This window comes from Alistipes dispar (assembly GCF_006542685.1).
In the GTDB taxonomy this organism is placed as follows: domain Bacteria; phylum Bacteroidota; class Bacteroidia; order Bacteroidales; family Rikenellaceae; genus Alistipes; species Alistipes dispar.
On sequence record NZ_AP019736.1, the window covers coordinates 968,237 to 993,013 of the forward strand.

The following is a 24,777-nucleotide window of genomic DNA, read 5'->3' on the forward strand; positions in this document are numbered from 1 at the left end:
GCCCCGCCCGAAAAGGCGAAGGAACACACCGCCGCTCCGGCAGCTATTTCATGAGGAACGAGAAGCGGTTGATGTTCTTCAGCGCGATTCCGGTTCCGCGCGCGATGGCCCGCAGGGGGTCTTCGGCGATATGGAACGGAATGCCGGTCTTCTCGTTCAGCCGCCGGTCCAGCCCCTTTATCAGTGCGCCGCCGCCGGCCAGGTAGATGCCGTTCTTCACGATGTCGGCATACAGCTCGGGAGGCATCGACTCGAGGACCTTCATCAGCGCCGCGTCGATCTTGGCCAGCGACTTCTCGAGCGCATAGGCGATCTCGCTGTACGACAGCGAGACGGTCTGCGGCAGCGCCGTGAGCATGTTGGGGCCCGTCACGACGAAGTCCTCGGGCTCCTCCTCCAGACTGGAGCCCGCCGCGCCGATCGAACATTTGATCGCTTCGGCCGTACGCTCGCCGATGCGGATGTTGTGCTGCTGACGGACATAGCTCTGGATGTCGCTCGTGAAGACGTCGCCCGCGATGTTGATCGACTCCGAGCAGACGATGCCGCCCAGCGAGATGCAGGCGATCTCCGACGTGCCGCCGCCGATGTCGATGACCATGTTGCCTTCGGGGGCCTCGACGTCCAGCCCGGCGCCGAGCGCCGCGGCCATGGGTTCGTAGATCATGTAAACCTCGCGGCCGCCGGCGTGTTCGGCCGAGTCGCGCACGGCGCGGATCTCCACGTTGGTCGAACCCGACGGAATGCAGATCACCATCCGGAGCGAGGGGGCGAACAGGCTGCCCGAGGTCTTGACCTTCTTGATCATCCCGCGCAGCATCAGTTCGGTGGCATTGAAGTCGGCGATCACGCCGTCCTTGAGCGGACGGATCGTCTTGATGTTCGGATTGGTCTTCTCGTGCATCTGGCGCGCCTGATGGCCGATGGCCACGAGTTTGCCCGTATGCACGTCGAGCGCCACGATCGACGGTTCGTCCACGACGACCTTGCCGTTGTAAATTATCAGCGTGTTGGCCGTCCCGAGGTCGATGGCCAGCTCCTGTGTCAATGAAAAGATCCCCATAATCAGCTCCCCTGCAATTCTATATCTCAATTATCCAAGCGAATGGCACGTCCGCCGCGCATCCCGTTCCCTCCGGCGGGAACCGGCGGCCGAACATGCGCACAAAGATAAGAAAAAGCCCCGGATAAATTCCTATATTTTTTTCATTTTTTTATTTACATTTGTATCCCGAAACTGAATCGCTCCGCATGGAATACAAAATCGGAACAGACGCCCGCTGCGCCGTCATCGGCCACGGCAGTTGGGCGACGGCGCTCGTCAAACTGCTCACCGCGGGAGGACGGCGCGTGGGCTGGTACGTCCGCAACGGCGAGGTGCTCGAAAGCCTCCGCGCCGAAGGCCGCAACTCCCGCTACCTCGACGACACGGAATTCGACCGCGACCGCATCGCCCCGTCGGACGACCTCGACGCCGTGGTGCGCGAGGCCGAGGTGGTCATCCTGGCCGCCCCGTCGGCCTACCTGAAAACCTTCCTCGAACCGCTCCGCACGCCGCTCCGCGACAAATTCGTGGTCTCGGCCATCAAGGGCATCGTCCCGGGCGACTACCAGACCGTCGTGGAGTACATCCACGACCGCTACGAACTGTCGTACAAGCAGATCGGGCTCATCTCCGGCCCGTCGCACGCCGAGGAGGTCTCGCGCGGCAAGCTCTCCTACCTGACCGTCGCCTGCACCGACCCGGAGAACGCCCGCCTGATCGGCAGCCGCTTCGCCACGGACTCCGTGCGCATAAGCTGTTCGACGGACCTCTACGGCATCGAATACGCCGCGATTCTGAAAAACATCTACGCCATCTCGGTCGGCATGGCCGTCGGGCTGGGCTACGGCGACAACTTCCTGGCGGTGCTGATCGCCAACTGCGCCGCGGAAATGACGCGTTTCCTCGACGGAAGCTACCCCGCGCAGCGCAACACGCAGGTGTCGGCCTATCTGGGCGACCTGCTGGTGACCTGCTACTCGACCTACAGCCGCAACCGCCGGCTGGGGCTGCTCATCGGTCACGGCTGCACGGTGCGCAGCGCGCTGAACGAGATGACGATGGTGGCCGAAGGGTACTTCGCCGCCGACTGCATCCGCCACATCAACTTCCGCCACCGGGTCGAAATGCCCATCGCGGAGATGGTCTATGACGTCCTCTACCGGGGCGCGTCGGCCCGTCTCAGGATGAAGGAACTGACAACCAAATTAATCTGAAAGGATATGAAAACCGTAACACTGGACATTGCCAAAACGGGCATCGGGATTCCGGCCGACATGAAGACCAAAGCGCAGCAGGCCAACGCCCTGCTCCATTCGGGCGAAGGCGAGGGCAACGACTTCCTGGGGTGGGTGCATCTGCCCTCGTCGATTTCGGAGGCCGACCTCGGGGCCATCGAGGCCGAGGCGGCGAAGCTGCGCGCCCGGGCCGACGCGGTCGTCTGCATCGGCATCGGCGGCTCGTATCTCGGCGCCAAAGCCGTGCTGGAGGCCCTGAGCGACCCCTTCAAGCTGCTGCACAAGGAGCAGACGCAGCCGACGGTCCTCTTCGCCGGACAGAACATTTCGGAAGACTATATCCATGAACTGCTCGACGCACTGAAGGAGCACTCGTTCGCCGCCATCGTGATCTCCAAGTCGGGCACGACGACCGAGCCGGCCATCGCCTTCCGCCTCATCAAGGCCGAACTCGAACGGCGCTACGGCAAGCAGGAGGCCGCGCAGCGCATCGTCGCCGTGACGGACAAGGCCCGCGGCGCGCTGAAGACGCTCGCGACGCAGGAGGGATACCCCACGTTCGTCATCCCCGACGACGTCGGCGGACGCTTCTCGGTGCTCACCCCCGTAGGGCTGCTGCCGCTGGCCGTGGCCGGCGTGGACATCCGCGCGCTCGTGGCCGGAGCCCAGGAGATGGAGCGCGCCACCGACCGCAGCGTGCCGTTCGAGGAGAATCCCGCGGCCGTTTACGCAGCCGTGCGCAACCTGCTCTACGCCGGCGGCAAAAAGATCGAGATTCTCGGCTCCTACGAACCGAAACTCCAGTATATCAACGAGTGGTGGAAGCAGCTCTACGGCGAGAGCGAGGGCAAGCAGGGCAAGGGCATCTTCCCGGCGAGCGTCACGCTGACGGCCGATCTGCACTCGATGGGCCAATACATCCAGGAGGGCGAGCGCACGCTCTTCGAGACGATCATTTCGGTCGAAAAGCCCGCCCGCGAGGTCCGGATCGAAGCCGATGCGGAAAACCTCGACGGACTGAACTTCCTGGCCGGCAAACGCGTCTCGGAGGTGAACCGCATGGCCGAACTGGGCGTGCAGCTGGCCCACATGGACGGCGGCGTGCCGAACATCCGCATCGCCATTCCCGAAATCTCGGCCCGCGTGATCGGCGGCCTGCTCTACTTCTTCGAGAAGGCGTGCGGCATCAGCGGCTACCTCCTCGGCGTGAACCCGTTCAACCAGCCGGGCGTGGAGGCCTACAAGAAGAACATGTTCGCCCTGCTGGACAAACCCGGCTACGAAGAGGCTTCGAAAGCCATCAAGGCCCGCCTCTGAATCCTTCCGGAACGGCAGAGAGCCGTCCGACGACAAAACGAAAAGCCGAAGGCGGGTACAGACCGTCCCGCCCGCAGGAGACCGCGGGATCCGGCCCACAAGCCGGGCCCCGCGCCGTTTATCCTTCGCGCCGGACCGCCCCCTCCGGAAGCGAAAAAACCGCGGATAATACGCGGCCGCGGACCGTGTTTTCCGGAAATAATTATACCTTTGCGACGAGAGACCCCCCGCGCCGTACCGGCCCTCCGGACGACCGCGGCGACCGCCCCGGCGGCCGGACCGCCAGCCGGACGGAGGGCGATCCGCCGGAAAGCCCCGGACCGCGGTACGCCTCCGGGCGGAAGAGCTCTCGGCCCCAAGGAGCAATGAACCTACGCAGACACGCATACCGGATGGGCGAATGCCTCGCGGTGCTGTTCTCGCTGTCGGCGCTGCCGGCCTGCGAACAGCCCGAAACCCGCACTCTCGCGGGAGAGCTCGACTACGTGCTCGAAAACAAGGGCGTCTTCGACCGGAAACGCGAGGAGCGGATCGACGAGCTCCGCCGGACGCTGCACGTCACCGGACTCTCCCCCCGGCAGGAGTATGAAATCAACGCCCGGCTGTGCGACGAGTTCTGGAAATACAAACTCGACTCAGCCATCCGCTACGCCGAACGGAACCTCGCCATCGCCCGGCAACTGCACGACACGCCGGAGACCTACACCTCGGGGCTGCGGCTGGCACAGCTCTACTCCTTTTCCGGAAAGAGCGTCGAGGCGAAACGCATTTTGGACACTACCCGGCGGAAAACGCTGCCGACGCCTCTTCTGCCGCTCTATTACGAGACCTACAACCGTCTTTTCGGCCACTACGCCGCCATCAGCTACCAGAAGAAATACGACCGACAGGCGGCCCTGTACGGCGATTCGCTGATGATGGTGCTCGATCCCGCCTCCTACGCCTACCGCTCCAACCGGGCCGGACGGCTCATCGGCCAGGGCAGGCTCGACGAGGCGCAGTCGCTGCTTACCGAGTTGCTGGGAGAGATCGAGACGAACACGCCCCATTACGCCGAGATCACCTATGCGTTCGGCAGCCTCTTCCAGAAACGGCACGACGACCGGCTCGCCCTGAAATACTACCGTCTCTCGGCGATCGCCGACATCCGCAACGCCACCAAGGAGAACGCCTCCCTGCAAGCGCTCGCCCGGATGAGCTATGCCGCCGGCGACCTCTCCGACGCCTTCAAGTACGCGCAGGCCGCCATCGACGACGCACTGTTCAGCAACGTACAGTTCCGCACGGCGCAGATGGCCGAGTTCTACTCGATCATCAACGCCTCCTACCAGGCCAAGGAGGCGCGTTCGAAATCCACGCTGCAACACTACATGCTGCTCATCAGCCTTCTCTCGGTCGTCCTGGCCCTGCTGTTCGCCTACCTCTACAAGCAGCTCCGCAAACTGTCGCGGACCAAGGAGGAGCTTTCGCAGGCGAACCTCCGGCTGACGCAGCTCAACGACGAGCTGAACGACAAGAACGCACAGCTCTCGGACTCGAACGACCTCAAGGAGCAGTACATCGCCCGTTTCTTCGACCTCTGCTCGCTCTATATCGACAAGATGGACAGCTACCGGAAGACGCTGAACCGGCTGGCCCAGAACCGGCAGTTCGACGAGCTGTTCAAACGGCTGAAATCGACCTCGATGATGGAGAACGAGCTGGACGAACTCTACAAGAACTTCGACGCCATCTTCCTGAACCTCTACCCGACCTTCGTGGCGGATTTCAACTCGCTGCTCATCCCCGAGGAGCGGATCGCGCTCCGCCCGGGCGACCTGCTCAACAAGGAGCTGCGCATCTACGCCCTGCTGCGCATGGGAATCACCGACAGCGCCAAGATCGCCTCGTTCCTGCGCTGCTCGCTGAGCACCGTCTATAACTACCGGACCAAGATGCGCAACAAGGCCGCCCTGTCGCGGGAAAAATTCGAAAAAATGGTCTCGGAGATTGGAAACACGCCTGTCAAAGAGCCGCAATGAATCACAAATGATCTACATTTTCACGACATGATTTTTATATAAAAAACTTACAGTCAAAAATTTAATAAAACGAACAATCTACATTTTACGCTCCAATTTTCAAAACCTATACGGATTCGGATTAATTTTGTAAACGCGCGAAGCCCGGGAGGAACCCCGACCCTCTCCGAAAGCATCGCTCCGACGACTACTTATATTTAAATAAACCTTAAACCTACAAAATGAATCCTGTTAAGATCGGCCTGATCGGTTTCGGAAGAATGGGAGGTTTCTACCTCGACGAAATGCAGAAAAGCGGAAAATGGGATGTCGTATATATCTGCGACCTTTCGCCCGAATCCCGGGAGTTGGCGCATAAACTGGCTCCCGGAGCGAAAATCGTCTCCGACGAACAGGTGATTTTCGACGATCCCGAGGTCGAGGTCGTGGGGCTTTTCGCCCTGGCCGACTCCCGCAAGGAACAGATCGAAAAGGCCGTCGCCGCCGGGAAACACATCATTTCGGAAAAACCGATCGCCGAAAGCCCCGAAAAGGAGTGGCAGGCCGTGGAGCTGGCCGAAAAATCGCCCCTGCTCTCGACGGTGAACCTCTATCTGCGCAATTCCTGGTATCACAAGACCATCCGCAACTTCATCGCGCAGGGCGAGATCGGCGAGCTGGCGATCATCCGCGTCTGCCACATGACCCCGGGACTCGCACCCGGCGAGGGACACGAATACGAAGGTCCGGCCTTCCACGACTGCGGCATGCACTACGTGGACATCGCCCGCTGGTACGCCCGCTCGGAATACAAGACATGGAACGCGCAGGCGGTCCGCATGTGGAACTACAAGGACCCGTGGTGGCTCCAGTGCCACGGCACGTTCGAAAACGGCGTGGTGTTCGACATCACGCAGGGCCACGTCTACGGACAGCTGGCCAAGGACCAGACCCACAACTCCTACATCGACATCATCGGCACGAAGGGCATCGCCCGCATGACGCACGACTTCAAGACGGCCGTGGTCGAGCTGCACGGCGTGACGCAGACCCACCGGATCGAACGTCCGTTCGGAGGCAAGAACATCGACGTGCTGTGCGACCTGTTCGCCCAGTCGCTCGAAACGGGCGTGCGCAACGAGTCGCTGCCCTCCTTCCGCGACGCCGCGATCGCCTCGGAATACGCCTGGCGTTTCCTGCAGGACGCACGGACGCACGACATGCCGGCCATCGGCGACCTCGGCGAACTGGAGGAGATCCGCGACCGGCGGAGGACGATGAAAAACGGCTACGGACTGCTCCGCAAACGTGCCTGAAAGGCGAAGGCGGGGAGGCCCCGGGAATCCCGGCACGATTGACACAAAACGAGTATAAACCCCTAAAATTACAATTATGAACAATCTACTGTTTCTCGGCAACCTGGGCGCGGGTGAGATCATCGTCATCGCTCTGATCGTACTGCTGCTTTTCGGCGGCAAGAAGATTCCGGAACTGATGAAGGGCCTGGGCAAGGGCGTCCGCAGCTTCAAGGAGGGAGTGAACAATATCGAGAAGGATATTGAGAACACGACGGCCGACCAGGACAAGAAATAGGAGTCATCCCCAAATAACTAACTTAAACTCAAAAACCATGGCAAAGGAAATCTCAAGACGCAACTTCCTCAAAACGGGAGCTGCCGCCGCTCTCGGGCTGGCCGTCGTGCCCAGCACGGTATTAGGTAAGAAATTCGGCTACACCGCTCCCAGCGACAAGCTCAACATTCTGGGCGTCGGCATCGGCGGCCGCGGCGCGGCCGACCTGCAGGAAATGGAGAGCCAGAACATCATAGGTCTCTGCGACGTGGACTGGAAGTACGCCGACCACGTCTTCAAGCGCTATCCCGCAGCCAAGAAATACAACGACTACCGCCGCATGTACGACGAGCTGCTCAAGTCGGCCGATGCGGTGATGGTGGCCACGGCCGACCACACGCACGCGATCATCGCCGCCGAGGCCATGACCGCAGGCAAGCACGTTTACGTCGAGAAGCCGCTGACGCACTCGGTGTACGAGTCGCGCCTGCTGACCAAGCTGGCCGCCAAGCACAAGATCGCCACGCAGATGGGTAACCAGGGCGCGTCAGGCGAGGGCGTCCGCAAGGTCTGCGAGTGGATCTGGAACGGCGAGATCGGCGAAGTGACGCGTGTCGAAACCTTCACCGACCGTCCGATCTGGCCGCAGGGTCTGGCCCGTCCCGAGGGCGACATGCGCGTTCCGAAGACGATGAACTGGGAGGCATTCATCGGTCCGGCCGCCTTCCGCCCCTACAACGCCGCCTACACGCCGTGGAACTTCCGCGGATGGTGGGACTTCGGCACGGGCGCTTTGGGCGACATGGCCTGCCACATCCTGCACCCGGTGTTCAAGGCGCTCAAGCTGGGCTACCCGACGAAGGTCGAGGGCAGCTCGACGCTGCTTCTCTCGGATTCGGCCCCCTCGGCTCAGCGCGTGAAACTCACCTTCCCGGCCCGCGACAACATGCCGAAGGTCGGCATGCCCGAGGTGGAGGTGCACTGGTACGACGGCGGCCTGATGCCGACGCGTCCCGCAGGGCTGCCCGCAGGCAAGAACCTCAACGACGCCGGCGGCGCCGTGATCTTCTACGGTACGAAGGATACGCTCATCTGCGGCTGCTACGGCGTGAACCCCTATCTGGTTTCGGGCCGCGTGCCCAACGCCCCGAAGGTTTGCCGCGAAATCAAGGAGTCGCACCAGATGGACTGGGTGCGCGCCTGCAAGGAAGATCCCGAGGACCGCATCCCGTGCGCTTCGGACTTCAGCGAGGCCGGACCGTTCAACGAAATGGTCGCCATGGGCGTACTGGCCATCCGTCTGCAAGGCCTCAACCAGGTCCTCGACTGGGACGGCGAGAACATGCGCTTCACGAACATCCCGTCCGACGCCAAGGTGCGGTCGGTCATCAAGGACGGCTTCCACATCAAGGACGGACACCCGACCTTCGACAAGACGTGGACCGATCCGGTGGACGCCAACCAGTTCGCCGAGGAGCTCATCAAGCACACCTACCACAACGGCTACAAACTGCCCGACATGCCCCGCTAACGGCACGAAAACGAACGACAACACTAAAAATCAACCGAATATGAAAAAGATCATCTTATCTTCGACATGCGCAGCGCTCGCCCTGACGCTGGCATCCTGCGGTGGCAACGCCGGCAAGGCGAAGACCGCCGGCAACGACTCGGCCGCCGAGACCAAGGCCGCTCCCGCGGTTCCCGAATACACCGTGCTCAACAACCCGACGGTAGATCTCTCGACCTATCCCAAGGATAAGGACGGCTACTACGTGATCTTCGACGGCAAGACCTTCAACGGCTGGCGCGGCTACGGCAAGGACAAGGTGCCTTCGCGCTGGACGATCGACGACGGAGCCATCAAGTTCAACGGCTCGGGCGGCGGCGAAGCCCAGACGGGCGACGGCGGCGACCTGATCTTCGCGCACAAGTTCAAGAATTTCGAGCTCGAGCTCGAGTGGAAGGTGTCGAAGGGCGGTAACTCGGGCATTCTCTACCTCGCCCAGGAGGTCGCCACGACGAAGGACGGCAAGCAGCAGATCGAGCCGATCTACATCTCCAGCCCCGAGTATCAGGTGCTCGACAACGAGAACCATCCCGACGCCAAGCTGGGCGTGGACGGCAACCGCAAGTCGGCGTCGCTCTACGACATGATCCCGGCCGTTCCGCAGAACGCGAAGCCCTACGGCGAGTGGAACAAGGCCAAGATCATGGTCTATAAAGGCACCGTCGTACACGGACAGAACGACAAGAACGTCGTGGAGTACCACCTCTGGACTCCCCAGTGGACCGAGATGCTCGAGAACAGCAAGTTCAGCCCCGAGAAGTGGCCGCTGGCATTCGAGCTGCTGAACAACTGCGGAGGCGACAACCACGAGGGTTACATCGGATTCCAGGATCACGGCGACGACGTCTGGTTCCGCAACATCCGCGTAAAGATTCTCGACTAAAACCGCGAACGGCAGCCGCCAGCCGTCTCCCGTCCGCGGAACATTCCGGACGGGAGACGGCCCGGCGACCGCTTCCCGAAAACCGACCCGAACGATGAAAACGCAATTCATGGCACTCGGCCTGCTCGCGTGCGTCGCAGCCTTCGCGCCCGACGCCGCATCGGCCAAAAAGGCCCCCAAGAAAGACATAGCCATCCAGCTCTACTCCGTCCGCGACCTGATCGGCAGTTTTGGACAGAACCAGCACGACTACAAGAAGGTGCTGAAAGACCTCGCCGACATGGGCTACTCCTCCGTGGAGGCCGCCAGCTACAACGACGGCAAATTCTACGGACAGACGCCCGAACAGTTCAAGGCCGACGTCGAGGCCGTCGGCATGAAGGTACTCTCGTCGCACTGCACGCGCAACCTCTCGGACGAGGAGCTGGCGAGCGGCGACTTCTCGGAGTCCCTCAAGTGGTGGGACGAGTGCATCGCCGCCCACAAGGCCGCAGGCATGAAGTACCTCGTAACCCCCTCGATGCCCTTCCTCAAATCGCTCAAGGAGCTGCAGGTTTACTGCGACTACTTCAACGAGATCGGCAAGCGCTGCCGCGAGAACGGCATCAAGTACGGCTACCACAACCACGCCTTCGAATTCCAGAAGATCGAGGACCAGGTGATGCTGGAGTACATGATCCGGCACACCGATCCGGAGAACGTCCTCTTCGAGATGGACGTATATTGGGTGGTTATCGGCCAGAACAGCCCGGTGGACCTGTTCCACAAATACCCCGGACGGTTCAAGATGCTCCACATCAAGGACCTCCGTGAGATCGGACAGAGCGGCATGGTCGGTTTCGACGCCATCTTCCGCAATGCCGACGTCGCCGGCGTGGAGCAGATCGTCGTCGAAGTCGAGCAGTACAGCTACGACGTCGAGAAGAGCGTCAGGATGAGTCTGGACTACCTGATGGAGGCTCCCTTCGTCAAGGCATCCTACAGCAAGTAAATCCGGTCCGGCAGAGCGCATCTCCGGCTATCGGTCGGATAGCCGGAGATGTTGTTTTTCCGCCCGGAGTGTCCGCAGCGGCCCGCAAACGGGCGTGCAGACACCGCAAAAAACGCAATTTCCGCCGCCCGGAACCGGCCGGCGGAGCCAACCGAAACCCGCAAGAAAAGAATGGAAGACAAGGATATGACGTTCTGGGGACACCTCGAAGCGCTGCGCTGGGTGCTGATCCGCGTGGTGGCCGTCCTGTTCCTGTTCATGGTCGTCTGCTTCTGCGCCATGCCCTACCTGTTCGATCACATCGTACTGGCACCGACGACCGCCGATTTCCCGTTGTACCGCTGGCTCTCGAAACTGGGCAGTCTGGGCCCCTTCTTCCCCGACTTCAGCGACGACAACTACCATGTGGAGATCATCAACATCAACGTCGCCTCGCAATTCCTGACCCATATCAGCACGTCGTTCTGGTTCGCGCTGGTGCTCATGTTCCCCTACCTGGTCTTCGAAATCTGGCGGTTCGTGCAGCCCGCGCTGTTCGACGACGAGAAAAAGAACGTCGGCTGGGCCTTCGTCTTCGGCACGGGCATGTTCTTCCTGGGATGCGCCGTGGGCTACTGTCTGGTTTTCCCCTTCACGTTCCGCTTCCTCACGGAATACCAGCTCAGCACGACGATCGTCAATCAGATTTCGCTGACTTCCTATATGGGCAACTTCCTGATGCTCATATTCATCATGGGAATCGTCTTCGAACTGCCGCTGCTGGCGTGGCTTCTCTCCAAGATGGGACTCGTCACCAAGTCGTTCTTCAAGAAATACCGGCGGCACGCCGTCGTCGTCCTGCTGGTGCTCTCGGCCATCATCACCCCTTCGGGCGATCCGTTCACGCTGATGATCGTCTTCCTGCCGCTGTACCTGCTCTACGAGCTGGGCATCAAGTTCTCGCGGGACAAGGCGCCCGACGAGGCCTGACGCGGAATCCGTACATCGCGCCAAACGGCATGCCGCCGTGCACACGCACGGACGGCAGATCCCGGCCCGGACAACTATCCCGCCCGGCATGAAACACCCCCGCAGCCGTCATGGCTGCGGGGGTGTTCCGTCATCATATCATCGTCTTGTACTGCGAAGGCGACATGCCGGTATTGCGTTTGAAATAGCTGCCGAAGAAGGACTGGTTCGGAAAATTCAGATAGTAGGAGATCTCCTGTACGCTCATGTTCGAGTATTTGAGCAGCGTCTTGGCCTCGAGAATCACGTAGCTGTCGATCCATTCCGAGACGGATTTGCCGCTGATCTGCTTGATGAGCGTCGTGAGGTACTTGGGCGTGATGCAGAGCTTCCGGGCATAGAATCCGACGCTGCGCTCCTCCTTGTAGTGTTCGCCGAGCAACTGCATGAACTGCCGGAAATACTCCTCGGCCCGGCTGTGCACGGGGTTCTCGACCTCGGGATGCTCGGCCAGATAATGCGCCAGAATATCCCCGACCTTGTAGATCGTGGCGCCGATCAGCCCGCCGACGACCTCCATTCCGAACGGAGTCTCCGGCCCGTCGGTCACCCGTTCGATCAACGAAATGAACTCCCGCACGGTCCGGGCTTCTTCAGGCGTCAGCCCCAGGCAGGGATGCATCGCGATCTTCAGGAAAAGCGGCATCATACGCTTGGTATCGACGCTGATCTGTTCCAGCAGACCGGGAGAGACATGGACGATATGACACCGGAAATGCCCCGAAGAATGGACCTGGACTATGTTTTTCGGAGTCGATACGAACAGGGTGTCTTTCTGGAGCTTGTATTCGCGCAGGTTGAACGACACGGTCGCTTCGCCTTCGGTTCCCACGCCGATAATGAAGGCATCGATCCGGCACGGATAGCGGAAAGTCTGCATCACCGAAGCGCTGTTCGCCGCGAGGCAGGAGCTCATCAGCCCGAGCCGGCTCCGGCTGCCGGACATCGAAAGCAAATCGTTCAGGGTGAAACTCGTGATCGGAGTCTCTTCGTTTATCTTGTTCATCTCACTGTTCGCTGACATTTCGACAAATATAGCAATAATCCGCATAAATAGGGTCGAAAAGAACTGTTTTAGGACAATTCGAAGAATTACGGACCACTTTCGAACCAATGAAAAACCGGACCCCCGAAAGGGTCCGGCCATGCGGTCCGCCGCCGGGCGGAAAAATCCTCCGCCCCGCGTGCGGAATTATTTCGAAGCGGCTGCCGGGGCTGCCGGAGCGGCTGCCGGGGCGTCGGTAATGCCCAGCTCCTTGCGCACCTCGGGAGCGAGGTCCGTCAGCGCGGCCTCGTCGAAATAGGCCAGCGAACCGGCCGAGGTGTCGAACACGAAGAGATAGCCGCCCGCAGCGGCGATCTTGTCGATGGCAGCCTTGGCTTTCTCGATAATCGGCTGGAGCAATTCCTCCTGCTTCTTCGCATAGTCGCGCTGGGCCATCTGCTGGAACTCCTGGCTGCGACGCTGCAAATCCTCCAGCTCCTTGGCCTTCATCTCGCGGACGGCATCGGTCAGCGTATTGGCTGTCTTCTGGTACTCCTGCAACTTGTTGTTGAACTCGACGTTGATCGTCTCGATATTCTCATTCAACTCCTTCCCGAAGGTCTCCAGATTGGTCTGCATCTCCTTGGTCTCAGGCATCGCCATGACGATTTCCTGGGAATTGATCCGTCCGAATTTCTGTGCGTAAAGCGATGTTGCGCCCATCATCAGCGCAACGGCAAGGGTCAGTTTAAGTGCCTTTTTCATAAAATTTTATCGGTTAATTGTTTTGATGTCGGATTTTCATTTCAGTGCCTCGATCACCTGCTGCGTACGCTCCACCGAAGGGTTGTTGTAAAGCAGCGTGGGGTTATTCGACGAATCGAGCACCAGATCGGCGCCCGCCTGCCCGGCATACGCCTCGATGGCCGCGAACACCCGTTTCTGAATCGGCTGGATCAGCTCGAGCCGTTTCTGCATCAGGACGCCCTCCTGCCCGAAAAGGCTCTCCTGGAACTGCTGCGCCTCCTTCTCGCGGGCCAGGATCAGCGCCTCGCGGGCCTGACGGGCCGAAGCCGAAAGCGAAGCTTTCTGCGCCATGTAGTTGTTGTAGAGCGTCTCCACCTCGTCGAACTTGGCATCGACCTGCTCCTGGTACTGCTTGGCGAGCGAATCCAGATCGGAAATCGCCGTATTGTAGGCCTCGACGGATTTGAAGACCTTCTCGCTGTTCACGATTATGTAGTTCTGCGCCGAAAGCGCGCCGGCGGTCAGCAGGAACGCCGCAATCAAAATCAGCCGTTTCATAGTCTTTGGTCTTTTTAGTCGTTTCCCGGGACCGGATTCTCCGGAACCGTACCATAAATATAACTCTTTTCTTCCAAATTTATTGCCACGCCGCAGATTTTAGAACTGCTGGCCCATGACAAAGTGGAACTGACTGCCGCTCTTCTTGGTCGAATTGGCGGGGGGATCGAATCCGTAACCCCAGTCGATGCCGAGCATACCCACCACCGGCAGGTAGAGCCGCACGCCGAAACCGGCCGCACGCTTGATCTTGAACGGCGAGAAACTCTTCCACGAGTCGAACGCGTTACCGCCCTCGAGGAAGCCCAGCACGTAGATCTGCGACGAAGGCTTCAGGATGACCGGGTAGCGCAGTTCGGCCGTATATTTGTTGTATCCGCGCGAATAGTAGCTCGACGGATCGAGCGCGCCGTCCTCGTAACCGCGCATCGAGATGATGTCGATACCGTAGATATTGTAGCCCGACATGCCGTCGCCGCCGACCTCGTAACGGTTGAACGGCGACACCTTGTGTTTGTTGTAGCTGCCGAGGTAACCCATTTCGGCCTTGAGCATCAGCACGAGATTCGAGTTGCCCGAGAGCGCCTGGAACCACTGCGCCTTGAACTGCCACTTGTGGAACTCGATCCAGCGGTAACGCTCCTGATCGCTCATCGAGTCGTCGCTGTAATCCTTGCCGTCCCAAAGCGAATAGGGCAGCGTGGCCTGCACCGAGGCGGTGAATTCCGAACCGCGGCGCGGGTAGATCGGCTGATCGACCGAGTTGCGCGAGAGGACTAACTTGAGCGACAGCAGGTTCGAATTGCCGTTCTCGACGACGAATCCGGTCCAGTTCTTCAGCGAATAGCGCTCGTAGCTCGCTTCGGCATAGAAGGTGAAGTAGGGGTCGGGCCACGTCAGACGCTTGCCCAGACCGGCGGCGACGCCGTACGTCCGGAAATAGCGCGTGGCGCTCTGCCAGATATAGTAGGCGTCGTTCTGTTCGGAGATGTGCCCCGAGATGGTGAACGAGTTGGGTTTCCGGCCGCCCATCCAGGGGTCGGTGAAACTCAGCGCGAGCGCCTTGTAATAGGTTCCGTTGGTCTGGGCCGAGATCGAAAGCCGCTGGTTCTGTCCCATCGGGTAGGGCCTCCAGGCCCCCTTCTTGAAGAAGTTGCGCACCGAGAGGTTGTTCAGCGTGATGCCCACCGAGCCCACGAACGTTCCGGAGCCCCAGCCGCCGGCGATGTTGAACTGGTCGGAAGCCTGCTCCTCGAGGGGCCAGTTCACGTTCACCAGCTCGTTCGACACGGGCTTGATGTCGGGCATGATGGCCTCGGGGTTGAAGTGTCCCATCGAACCGAGCGTGCGGATGGTCTGCATCAGCAGCGAACGGTCGTACAGTTCGCCCGGGCGGACGTACAACTCGCGGCGGATCACCTCGTCATCGACCCGCTGGTTGCCCGTGATCCCCACCTCGTTGATGGTGAACTGCTTGCCCTCGAACACCTTGACCTCGACATCGATCGAGTCCGCGCCGATGATCGTCTCGGCGGGTTCGATCTGCGACATGAGGTAGCCGTTGTTCTGGTAGAGCGACTTGATCTGGTTCATGTCCTCGGGGTTCTCCTCCTTGCCGATGCCCAGCCGCTTGTGCATCGTCTTCTTGTCGTAGATGTCGCCCTTCCGGACGCCGAACAGTTCCTGTAACTGCTCGGTCGGATAGACCGAGTTGCCGACCCACGAGACGTTGCGGATGTAGTATTTGTTACCCTCCGACACCTCGACGTCGATGCCCATGCGCTTCTCGTTGATCGGATAGATCGAGTCGCGCACGATGGTCGCGTTGCGGTATCCCTTCGAGTTGTAGAAGTCGATCAGCAGCCCCTTGTCCTCGCCGTAGTCCTCCTCCTTGAACTTGGCGCTCTTGAAGAAGTTGATCGACTTCTGGTGCGTCTTCTTGAAGGTGCGGCGCAGGCGCTTGTCCTTGAACTGCTCGTTGCCGAGGAAGTTGATCCGGCCGATCTTCACCCGCTCCTTGCGGTCGATCAGGAAGGTCACCGACACGGCCTGTCCCGCCGGACGGAGCGTGTCGTTGTCGATGCGCACGTCCACCGTGGCGTTGCGGAAACCCTTCTCGGCCCAGTATTTCTTGATGAGTTTCTGGTTCTTGTCGATGACGTAGTCCGAAAGCTCGCTGTTGGGCTTGAGTTTGAGCTTCTCGGTCAGGTCCTTCTTCTTGCCCTTCGAAATACCCTCGAAATTCCAGTGATAGACGCGCGGCCGCTCCTTGAGGAACACCTCCAGGTCGATGCTGTCCCCGTCGATCTCGGCCCCGATCTTCACGTCCGAGAAGAAGCGCTGGCTCCACAGGCGGGAAATGGCGTTTCCGATGAAGTTGCTCGGCAGGTAGATCGAATCGCCCGCGACCAGACCCGCCGACGACTTGAGAATCTCCTCGTTCAGATACTTCACGCCGCGGATGTTGATGTCGCGGATATAATAGCGGCAGGGCGCGCCGTCGTTGCGCAGCATGGGAGCGTCTTCGGGAAATGCGGTCGTCGCGGCCGCCGTCGTATCCTGCGGATTCGGCTCCTGAGCCGATAGATTCGGGCAGCCCAGCACGAGGGCCGCGACTGCGGCGAATATCTTACCGGAATAGTTCATTCTCTGTGTATGTCTCTAAACTTACTTCATTTATTTAACCAGCCCGAAACGCCTGTCGCGCCGCGCATACTCCTCCATCGCCCGGTCGAAATCCGCCTCCGTGAAATCGGGCCACAGCACCTCGGGGAACCACAGTTCGGCGTAGGAGGACTGCCACAGGAGGAAATTGCTCAGCCGCTGCTCGCCGCTGGTGCGGACCACCAGATCGGGATCGGGCCACGGGGCCGTGTCGAGCGCCGCGGAGAGGGTCTCCTCCCCGATCTCCCCGGGTGCGATCTCCCCCGCCGCCGCACGGGCGGCGATCCGACGCACGGCCCGCACGATCTCGCTGCGCGAGGAGTAGTTGAGCGCCAGAATCAGCGTCAGCCTCTCCCCTCCGGCCGTTTCCCGCTCGGCCCGGGCCAGGTAGCTCCGCACCTTCTCCGGGAAGCGGCTGCGGTCGCCGATCATCGCGATCCGCACCCCCTGCCGTTTCAGCTCGGGGGTCTCGTTCACGACGCTGCGGCAGAAAAGCTCCATGAGCGCGGAGACCTCCCCGGCGGGACGCCCCCAGTTTTCGGTCGAAAAGGCATACAGCGTGAGGTACTTCACCCCCCAGCGTACGGCAGCGCGCAACGAAGCCCGCACGGGTTCCACACCCGCGGCATGGCCTTCGTAACGCTCCTTGCCGTGCAACCCGGCCCACCGGCCGTTCCCGTCCATGATGATGGCGACGTGCTGCGGTATGCGTTTCGGCTCGCTCATATTAGGGCACAAATATAAAAATATAAATTGAAAAATCCGTAAATTCCCGCCAATTTCCCTCGCGCTCCGCCTCCGCGGCGCTGCGGAGGACCCGGCGGAACGCAGGGGCGGGGAGAGGCTCTCCGGAACGAATCAACTGCGGATATCCACTCCCCACATCATCTTATTGCGTAACGTGTCGTAAAATGAGATATTGTGCGGAACGGCCAAAAAAATCCGCTCTTCGGCCCGCCGGACCGTAAAGGAGGCCTCCGGAGGAATCGGGTAGGTGCGGTTGTCGAGCGTGACGAACGCCTCCGAATGGCGGACGCGGACGCGCAGCGAGATCACGCTCCCGTCGGGAATCACCACGGGGCGCATCGTGAGGTTGTGCGGCGCGAGCGGCGACAGCACCAGACAGCGGCACGCCGGGGCGATCACCGGTCCTCCGGCGCTGAGCGAATAGGCCGTCGAACCCGTAGGGGTCGAGACGATCAGCCCGTCGCCGTGGTACGTGGCCACCATCTGCCCGTCCACATACGTCTCGACGGCGATCATCCCCGCGCCGTGGCGCTGCACGGTGAACTCGTTGAGAGCCAGCAGCGAGTCGGGCTGCCGGGCGAAGTCGCCCCCGACCGAGAGCATCGCCCGCGGCTCGACGGAGAGCCGTCCTCCGGCGATCTGCCCGAAAAGCCGGTCCAGCCCGTCGCTCGGCGCGCCCGTGAGAAATCCCAGATGCCCGGCGTTGATGCCCAGCACCGGCATCGGCGCGCCGCACAGCCGGTGCACGCCTTCGAGCAGCGTGCCGTCGCCTCCGTAGCAGACCATGACGGTCCCCTCAGGCTGCTCCCCGACGCAGCCGCCGTAGATCCGCTCCGGCCCGGGGTCGATGCCCGCCAGCTCCCGCATCGTCGGGACGAACTCCTCATTGACCGCATAGTCGAAGCCGAAGGCGCCGAGCGCGTCGAACAGCCGGCGCAGCTCCCCGGCGGTGCGGGGAACCTGCGGGCGGGAAAAAAGTATGATTTTCATCGGCGGAAATTTCGAAAAAATAAGTAACTTTACCACGCCGAAACGCCTGCGGAACGGGATTCCGGACCCGGACGGCGAACGGCGGCGCGGATTTCCCCGCAAATATAGCGTTTTTTATGACAAAGTTGAGCGTAAACATCAATAAGATCGCCGTGGTGCGCAACTCGCGCGGCGGCAATCTCCCCGACGTGGTCCGCGCGGCCACGGACATCGAACGCTTCGGCGCGGACGGCATCACGGTCCACCCGCGGCCCGACGCGCGCCACATCCGCTACGACGACGTGCGGAACCTCGCACGGGTGCTGACCACCGAATTCAACATCGAGGGCAATCCGATTCCGGACTTCGTCGCGCTGGTGCTGGAGGTGCGGCCCGCACAGGTCACGCTCGTGCCCGACGCACCCGACGCCATCACCTCCAACGCCGGGTGGAACACCGTGGCGCACCGCGAATTTCTCACCGGCATCGCCGCCCGCTTCCGCGAACGGGGCATCCGCGTCTCGATCTTCGTCGATCCCGTGCCCGAAATGGTCGCCGGAGCGAAGGCCTGCGGCGCCGACCGCGTGGAGCTCTACACCGAGGCCTACGCCCGGGAGTACGCCGCGGATCCCGCAGCGGCGATCGCCCCCTACCTGGCCGCCGCCGAGGAGGCCCGCCGGCAGGGACTCGGGCTCAACGCCGGGCACGACCTCTCGCTGGAGAACCTGCGCTACTTCGTCGGCCGGATTCCCGGCACCGACGAGGTGTCGATCGGCCACGCGCTGATCTGCGACGCGCTCTATTACGGACTGGAGAACACCGTGCAGCTCTACAAACGGGAACTCAAATAACGCGAAGACCATGAAACGGATTCTGATTCTCGCCGCCGCGCTTCTCGCCGCCGGCACGGCCTGCGCCCAGGAGGCGTACAGGGAGCAGCGGCGCAGCCTGTTCGAGCTGCTGCCGATCCGCTCGAGCGACATCGTCTTTCTGGGCAACAGCCTCACCGACGGCTGCGAGTGGAGCGAACTCTTCGACAACCGCCACATCCGCAACCGCGGCATCAGCTCCGACCGGGCGTGCGAACTGGCCGAACGGCTCGATCCGATCGTCGAAGGGCATCCCAAGCGGCTGTTCCTGATGATCGGCATCAACGACCTGGCGGGCGGAGCCGCCCCCGGGGAGGTCGTCGCCGACATCGCCCGGGTCATCGACCGGTTCCAGACCGATTCGCGCTGGACGCGGATCTTCGTGCAGAGCATCCTCCCGGTGAACGGGAGGGATTTCGACGCCTACAGGAACCATTACGCGCACGCCGACCGCATCGTGCCGACGAACGAGCTCCTGAAGGCCCTGTGCGAAGAGAAGGGCGTGACGTACATCGACGTCTGGAGCGCCCTGGCCGACGGCGAAGGGTTGCTCGACAAACGCTATACGAACGACGGCGTGCACCTCGTGGGCGAGGGCTACCTGGTGTGGCGCGACGTGCTGAAACCCTACGTCAAGTAACCCGTGCCGCTCTCGAATCCGATATTCCGCCGCATTTCGCGCCTGGCCGACGCCCAGGGCGTCCGCGCCTTCGTCGTCGGCGGCTACGTCCGCGACCACTACCTGCGGCGCCCCTCGACCGACATCGACGTCGTGGTCGTGGGCAGCGGCATCGCGCTGGCCGAGGCGCTGGGGCGCGAGCTCGGCGCGAAGGTCTCGGTCTTCAGGACCTTCGGGACGGCGATGGTGCGCGCCGGAGGCATCGAGGTGGAGTTCGTCGGCGCCCGCAAGGAGTCCTACACGCACGATTCGCGCAAACCGCAGGTCGAAGCCGGCACGCTCGAGGACGACCAGCGGCGGCGCGACTTCACGATCAATGCCATGGCGTGGTCGCTCAACGGCGACACGTTCGGCGAGCTGGTCGATCCGTTCGACGGCATGTCCGACCTGGAGGAGTGCACGATCCGCACGCCGTGCGATCCCGACGTCACCTTCTCGGACGATCCGCTGCGCATGATGCGCGCCGTGCGGTTCGCCGCGCAGTTGGGCTTCACGATCGAGGGGGAGACCTTCGAGGCGATCCGCCGCAACGCCGCCCGCATCCGCATCGTCTCGCGCGAACGCATCGCTACGGAACTCAACAAGATCGTCCTCTCGCCCGTGCCGTCGATCGGCTTCGAACTGCTGGAGCTCACCGGACTGCTGGAGCTGATCTTCCCCGAGATGCACCGCCTCAAAGGGATCGAGCGGCGCGGCAAACACGCCCACAAGGACAACTTCATCCATACGCTCAAGGTGCTCGACAACGTGGCGCGCCGCTCCGGCGACCTCTGGCTCCGCTGGGCCGCCGTGCTGCACGACATCGCCAAACCGCTCACGAAGGCCTACGACCCGCGCACGGGCTGGACCTTCCACGGCCACGAGGTCCTGGGATCGAAAATGGTTCCGGCGATCTTCCGCCAGCTGAAGCTGCCGCTCAACGAGCACATGAAGTTCGTGCAGAAGCTGGTCTTCCTCCACCTGCGGCCGATCATCCTCTCGGAGGAGATGGTGACCGACTCGGCCGTCCGGCGGCTGCTGTTCGAGGCGGGCAACGACATCGAGGCGCTGATGACCCTCTGCGAGGCGGACATCACCTCGGGCATCGACGCCAAGGTGAAGCGCTACATGGCCAACTTCGAGCTGGTGCGCCGCAAAATGAAGGACCTCGAGGAGCGCGACCGCATCCGCAACTTCCAGCCCCCGGTGACGGGCGAACTCATCATGCAGACCTACGGCATCGGCCCCTGCCGCCTGATCGGCGAGATCAAGGAGGTCATCAAGAACGCCATCCTCGACGGCGAGATTCCCAACGACTACGAGGCGGCCCGCGCCCTGATGGAGCGGCTGGCCGCGGAAAAAGGGCTGAAGGCCCGTTAGCCTCCGGCCCGCGGCCCCCGCATGCGGCGGGAACGGGTCAGACGATGCCCAGTTGCCGCCTGAATCCCTCGAGCAGCGCCGTGCGGACCTTCCGGTCGATCAGCTGCTCCTCCGAGACGTTCAGTCCCGTGAACCGGGGCACGGCGCCCTGCGCCTGCCTGTAAGCGAGGTTGCCGGTCGGCTCGCAGGCGAAGTATTCGCGGACGAAATAGTTGGTCGCCCGGTCGCTGCTCGTCGGGACCTTGTCGTATTCGTGAATGCGGAACCGGGGATAGCCTTCGGCCAGACCGCCGTTCGGAACCTCCATCCGGACCGTCCCGCCCTTGTAGTCGAACGAGAAGGTCCGCGGTTCGAGCCGGGCACGGCGGATCTCCCCGGCGGCGTACACCTCATTGAGGAAACACCTCTCGCCGTCGAATCCCAACAGGTGAAGTCCGTCGTCGGCCGCGACGAAATAATAGTGGCCGAGGTCCGTTTCGCGGGTGAAGGTGACGGCGCCGACGATCCCCTTCCCGATCCGCTCGCCCAACCCCTGTTTCGGGGCGGACGTCGAAATCAGCCCCCGGACCGGAGTCTCCCCGAGCACCTCCGCGATCTTGCCGAACCGGTCCGGATCGCGCAGATACTCGCCGACGATCGCCTCCCCGCGTTCCCGCCACACCGCCTCCGCCCGGTCGGCGGCGGCTTCGCACCGCTGTCTGAACCGGGGATAAAAGCATTTCATATAGACGAAATAGCCGATCAGAACGGCCGCAAGGACGACAACGGGAACCAGGTTGGCAATCATAAGCGATATCGTATTATTCGAGGTAAGACTTTTCTCCGGTCATTTGTATTTCGGTCTGGCATGGCCCCGCTCGTCGGTCTCGTAACGGGCGCGGGGGCGGCAACGCCTCTCCAGCACGTCGAACAGCGGGTAGAGCACCGCACCGCCCGCCAGCGCACCCGCTCCCCAGCGCCACTCCCCGGCGAGCAGCAGCGCGACGCCGGCGAGGGGCAGGCCGGAAGCGGCATACCTGAGCCGGAGGAAAATGCGGTGCAGCAACATGGCGGGCGTCGTTCGTCGGGGTTTGAAGCAAAGATAGCAAAAACCCGGCGACGGACCTCATGAAAAGCCGAAAAATTTATACGACCGTACAGTTTTTTTCACAAAAGACAAGAGAGGAAGCCGGAGCGGGCGGACAAGGGCCGCAACCGGCAAAGGACGCCCCGGGACAGTCCGGAACGGAACGCCCGCCCTCTTCCTCCGGACGACCGTCCTGCCGAACGGCCGCCCTGCCGGGAAACCGGACGGCTCACTCCGCCGTAAGCCGCGCCCGCCACGCATCGGGCACGGGGCGGCTCTCCTGCCGGACGAAGTCGAAGACGACCAACACCGACCTGCTTTCGCTGCGCACCTCCCCGTCCACGACGAGCCGCTGGAAGAGCGTCATCGACTTGTTGCCCACCTTTTCGCAGGTCGTCGTCACCCGCACGTCGTCGTGCATGCGCACCTGTCCCATGTAGGAGGTCGAGGTCGAGACGGTCACCACGCGCAGGTCGCCCAACAGCACCTCCTCGCCCAGCACCCGCGCATAGAAATCGGTCTTGCCCACGTCGAAATAGGACTGCTGCGCCACATTGTTCACATGCCGGAACGGGTCCAGATCCGAGAACCGCTTCTGCACCGGCGTTTCCAACACCCTGCCCATGCTACTCCCGGATGATTTTCACCTCGCCGCCTTCGCCGAACGCGATGATCGAAGAAGCCTTGCGGGTGGGTTTGCCCTCGAAACGGGGATTGACGACGAAATCCACGCCGTCCACGATCTCGCGCGCGACCTCCTCCAGCCCCGCGGGCGTCGCCTCGCCCGAAAGGTTGGCCGACGTCGAGACCAGGGGGCGGCGCAGTCCGCGCAGCAGCAGGCGGCAGAATTCGTGGTCGGGGACCCGCACGCCGAGCGTCCCCTCCTCGGGAATCAGGTTCCCGGCCACCCCGACGGCTCCCGGCAGGATGAGCGTCAGCGGCTTGGTGGCCATCTCCATCACGTCGAAGGCGATCCCCGGCGCCTTGTTCACATAGCGCACGGTCATCTCGGCCGAGGCGCACAGCACGAGCATCGACTTCTTGTTCTCGCTCCGCTTGAGCCGGTAGATCCGCTCCACGGCCGCGGCGTTCGTGGCGTCGCACCCGATACCCCAGACCGTATCGGTCGGATAGAGGATCAGTCCCCCCTCGCGCAGGACACGGACGGCCTCGTCGGCCTCGCGCTGCATTTCGGCCGCAGCGGCGTTTCGCACGGCGGTCATTTCAACGGAAGTATTTCGATCCAGTAGTCGTCCGGATCGTTGATGAAATAAAGCCCCATGTCGTAGTTTTCGAAACACACCCACCCGCGGGAACGGTGGTATTCGCGCACGGCGTCGTAATCGCCCGCCACGCGCATGCAGAGATGGCTCTCGTTCTCGCCCAGTTCGTAGGGCGCGGCGGCGTGGTCGCGGAGCCACGTCAGCTCCAGCCGGAAGGGCGACTCCCCGTCGCCCAGATAGACCAGCACGAACGAGCCGTCGGCGGCCTGCTTCCGACCGATCTCCTTGAGTCCCAATGCTTCGGCGTAAAATTTCAGGCTGCGGTCGAGATCGGTCACATTGACGTTGAAATGGTCGAATCTGCTCTTTATTTCCATAATCTTCGAGAGTTTGTCGTGCACAAATTTAGGCAAAGATTGTGAAAATCTGCCGGAAATATTTACCTTTGCGTCACAAAAGAAAAAAACAGACAAACGAGAATCGTATGGGAAGAGCCTTTGAGTATCGCAAAGCGAGAAAGCTGAAGCGCTGGGGACACATGGCCCGCACTTTCACGAAACTGGGCAAGGAGATCGAAATCGCCGTCAAGGCCGGCGGCTCCGACCCTTCGGGCAACACCCGCCTGCGTATTCTGATCCAGAACGCCAAGGCCGAGAACATGCCCAAAGAGAATATCGAACGCGCCATCAAGCGCGCCACCGAAAAGGACGCCGCCGACTACAAGGAGGTCATCTACGAGGGATACGGCCCCCACGGCATCGCGTTCCTGGTGGAGACGGCCACCGACAACACGAACCGCACGGTGGCCAACGTGCGCATGCACTTCAACAAGTGCGGCGGCACGCTGGGCAACAGCGGCTCGGTGGGCTTCCTCTTCGAGCACAAGTGCGTCTTCAAGTTCCGTCCCGCCGCCGGCGCCGATCCCGAGGAGCTGGAGCTGGAGATGATCGACCTGGGTGTGGACGAGTTCTACCCCGAAGAGGACGGCATCACGGTTTACGCCCCCTACGAGTCGTTCGGCGCCATCCAGAAGTGGCTCGACGACAAGGGATTCGAAATCGTATCGGGCGAATCGGTCCGCATCCCGACCGACACGAAGGAGCTCGACGCCGAAGGCCGCGAATCGGTCGAGAAACTCGTCGAAAAACTCGAGGAGGACGACGACGTGGTGAACGTTTACCACACGATGAAGGAGCCCGAGGAGGAGTAGGCCTCTCCGGACAATTAAAAAGGGGACGAGCAGAGAAAATCCGCTCGTCCCCTTTTAATTATCGGGCTGCGGCCCCTTCC

Annotated in this window: 26 protein-coding genes; 14 read left to right on the forward strand and 12 right to left on the reverse strand. The window is 61.8% G+C overall.

What is annotated here, in order from left to right; all coding sequences use genetic code 11:
• Positions 1-43 precede the first annotated feature (43 nt).
• Positions 44-1,063 (reverse strand): rod shape-determining protein, encoded by a 1,020-nt coding sequence (locus FME97_RS04365; RefSeq protein ID WP_141428047.1) that lies wholly within the window; start codon positions 1,061-1,063, stop codon positions 44-46.
• A 188-nt stretch (positions 1,064-1,251) separates the two neighbouring features.
• Between FME97_RS04365 and FME97_RS04370 the strand changes: the two genes are divergently transcribed.
• From FME97_RS04370 to tatC, 9 genes are all read left to right on the forward strand, one after another.
• Positions 1,252-2,259: an NAD(P)H-dependent glycerol-3-phosphate dehydrogenase gene (locus FME97_RS04370; RefSeq protein WP_141428048.1), complete on the forward strand. Its 1,008-nt coding sequence runs from the start codon at positions 1,252-1,254 to the stop codon at positions 2,257-2,259.
• A 6-nt stretch (positions 2,260-2,265) separates the two neighbouring features.
• The gene (locus FME97_RS04375; protein ID WP_141428049.1) at positions 2,266-3,597 is read left to right on the forward strand and encodes a glucose-6-phosphate isomerase; all 1,332 of its coding nucleotides are present in this window, start codon (positions 2,266-2,268) and stop codon (positions 3,595-3,597) included.
• Positions 3,598-3,989: 392 nt separating this feature from the next.
• A complete protein-coding gene (locus FME97_RS04380; RefSeq protein ID WP_141428050.1) occupies positions 3,990-5,618 on the forward strand; it encodes a DUF6377 domain-containing protein in 1,629 nt (542 codons plus the stop codon).
• A gap of 221 nt (positions 5,619-5,839) precedes the next feature.
• Positions 5,840-6,913, forward strand: coding sequence for a Gfo/Idh/MocA family protein (locus tag FME97_RS04385; RefSeq protein WP_141428051.1), 1,074 nt, complete (start codon positions 5,840-5,842; stop codon positions 6,911-6,913).
• Positions 6,914-6,989: 76 nt separating this feature from the next.
• Entirely contained in the window at positions 6,990-7,190 is a 201-nt protein-coding gene (locus FME97_RS04390; RefSeq protein ID WP_141428052.1) for a Sec-independent protein translocase subunit TatA/TatB, read from the forward strand.
• 37 nt (positions 7,191-7,227) lie between these two features.
• Entirely contained in the window at positions 7,228-8,700 is a 1,473-nt protein-coding gene (locus FME97_RS04395) for a Gfo/Idh/MocA family protein (RefSeq protein WP_179954825.1), read from the forward strand.
• A 40-nt stretch (positions 8,701-8,740) separates the two neighbouring features.
• Complete coding sequence (locus tag FME97_RS04400) at positions 8,741-9,622, forward strand: 3-keto-disaccharide hydrolase (RefSeq protein WP_162502049.1); 882 nt, start codon at positions 8,741-8,743, stop codon at positions 9,620-9,622.
• 94 nt (positions 9,623-9,716) lie between these two features.
• Complete coding sequence (locus tag FME97_RS04405) at positions 9,717-10,613, forward strand: sugar phosphate isomerase/epimerase family protein (RefSeq protein WP_141428053.1); 897 nt, start codon at positions 9,717-9,719, stop codon at positions 10,611-10,613.
• Between the two features lie 171 nt (positions 10,614-10,784).
• Positions 10,785-11,582 (forward strand): twin-arginine translocase subunit TatC, encoded by a 798-nt coding sequence (tatC, locus tag FME97_RS04410; protein ID WP_141428054.1) that lies wholly within the window; start codon positions 10,785-10,787, stop codon positions 11,580-11,582.
• A gap of 133 nt (positions 11,583-11,715) precedes the next feature.
• Here the strand turns inward: tatC and FME97_RS04415 are convergent, their stop codons facing one another.
• From FME97_RS04415 to FME97_RS04440, 6 genes are all read right to left on the reverse strand, one after another.
• On the reverse strand, positions 11,716-12,627 hold the full coding sequence (locus FME97_RS04415) for an AraC family transcriptional regulator (protein WP_141428055.1): 912 nt from the start codon (positions 12,625-12,627) through the stop codon (positions 11,716-11,718).
• Between the two features lie 186 nt (positions 12,628-12,813).
• Positions 12,814-13,371, reverse strand: coding sequence for an OmpH/Skp family outer membrane protein (locus FME97_RS04420; RefSeq protein ID WP_141428056.1), 558 nt, complete (start codon positions 13,369-13,371; stop codon positions 12,814-12,816).
• Positions 13,372-13,407: 36 nt separating this feature from the next.
• Positions 13,408-13,911 carry an OmpH/Skp family outer membrane protein gene (locus tag FME97_RS04425; RefSeq protein ID WP_141428057.1) on the reverse strand — a complete coding sequence of 168 codons (504 nt, stop codon included), beginning with the start codon at positions 13,909-13,911 and terminating at the stop codon, positions 13,408-13,410.
• A gap of 99 nt (positions 13,912-14,010) precedes the next feature.
• The gene (bamA, locus tag FME97_RS04430; protein ID WP_141428058.1) at positions 14,011-16,557 is read right to left on the reverse strand and encodes an outer membrane protein assembly factor BamA; all 2,547 of its coding nucleotides are present in this window, start codon (positions 16,555-16,557) and stop codon (positions 14,011-14,013) included.
• A 30-nt stretch (positions 16,558-16,587) separates the two neighbouring features.
• Positions 16,588-17,301, reverse strand: coding sequence for a polyprenyl diphosphate synthase (gene uppS, locus FME97_RS04435; RefSeq protein ID WP_141428059.1), 714 nt, complete (start codon positions 17,299-17,301; stop codon positions 16,588-16,590).
• Between the two features lie 132 nt (positions 17,302-17,433).
• A complete protein-coding gene (locus tag FME97_RS04440) occupies positions 17,434-18,312 on the reverse strand; it encodes an NAD(+)/NADH kinase (protein WP_141428060.1) in 879 nt (292 codons plus the stop codon).
• Between FME97_RS04440 and FME97_RS12390 the strand changes: the two genes are divergently transcribed.
• From FME97_RS12390 to FME97_RS04455, 4 genes are read left to right on the forward strand one after another with little or no spacing between them, the layout of a single operon-like run.
• The gene (locus FME97_RS12390; RefSeq protein WP_162502050.1) at positions 18,302-18,457 is read left to right on the forward strand and encodes a hypothetical protein; all 156 of its coding nucleotides are present in this window, start codon (positions 18,302-18,304) and stop codon (positions 18,455-18,457) included. The two genes, FME97_RS04440 and FME97_RS12390, sit on opposite strands and share 11 nt — an antisense overlap.
• Positions 18,429-19,142, forward strand: coding sequence for a pyridoxine 5'-phosphate synthase (locus FME97_RS04445; RefSeq protein WP_141428061.1), 714 nt, complete (start codon positions 18,429-18,431; stop codon positions 19,140-19,142). Before FME97_RS12390 ends, FME97_RS04445 begins: the two co-directional genes overlap by 29 nt.
• Positions 19,143-19,152: 10 nt before the next feature.
• Complete coding sequence (locus FME97_RS04450; RefSeq protein WP_141428062.1) at positions 19,153-19,800, forward strand: GDSL-type esterase/lipase family protein; 648 nt, start codon at positions 19,153-19,155, stop codon at positions 19,798-19,800.
• A 3-nt stretch (positions 19,801-19,803) separates the two neighbouring features.
• Entirely contained in the window at positions 19,804-21,198 is a 1,395-nt protein-coding gene (locus FME97_RS04455) for a CCA tRNA nucleotidyltransferase (protein WP_141428063.1), read from the forward strand.
• Between the two features lie 37 nt (positions 21,199-21,235).
• Here FME97_RS04455 and FME97_RS04460 read toward each other — a convergent pair whose 3' ends face one another.
• The 5 genes from FME97_RS04460 to FME97_RS04480 all read right to left on the reverse strand — a co-directional run bounded on the left by FME97_RS04460 (position 21,236) and on the right by FME97_RS04480 (position 23,864).
• Complete coding sequence (locus tag FME97_RS04460; protein WP_141428064.1) at positions 21,236-21,985, reverse strand: hypothetical protein; 750 nt, start codon at positions 21,983-21,985, stop codon at positions 21,236-21,238.
• 39 nt (positions 21,986-22,024) lie between these two features.
• A complete protein-coding gene (locus FME97_RS04465) occupies positions 22,025-22,246 on the reverse strand; it encodes a hypothetical protein (protein ID WP_141428065.1) in 222 nt (73 codons plus the stop codon).
• Between the two features lie 247 nt (positions 22,247-22,493).
• The gene (locus tag FME97_RS04470; protein ID WP_141428066.1) at positions 22,494-22,889 is read right to left on the reverse strand and encodes an acyl-CoA thioesterase; all 396 of its coding nucleotides are present in this window, start codon (positions 22,887-22,889) and stop codon (positions 22,494-22,496) included.
• 1 nt (position 22,890) lies between these two features.
• Complete coding sequence (locus FME97_RS04475) at positions 22,891-23,487, reverse strand: L-threonylcarbamoyladenylate synthase (protein WP_141428067.1); 597 nt, start codon at positions 23,485-23,487, stop codon at positions 22,891-22,893.
• Positions 23,484-23,864: a VOC family protein gene (locus tag FME97_RS04480; protein ID WP_141428068.1), complete on the reverse strand. Its 381-nt coding sequence runs from the start codon at positions 23,862-23,864 to the stop codon at positions 23,484-23,486. The genes FME97_RS04475 and FME97_RS04480 overlap by 4 nt, the downstream gene beginning before the upstream one ends.
• A 107-nt stretch (positions 23,865-23,971) precedes the next feature.
• On the opposite strand from FME97_RS04480, the gene FME97_RS04485 reads away from it, so the two are divergent.
• Positions 23,972-24,697, forward strand: coding sequence for a YebC/PmpR family DNA-binding transcriptional regulator (locus tag FME97_RS04485; protein WP_141428069.1), 726 nt, complete (start codon positions 23,972-23,974; stop codon positions 24,695-24,697).
• Positions 24,698-24,777: the final 80 nt, after the last annotated feature.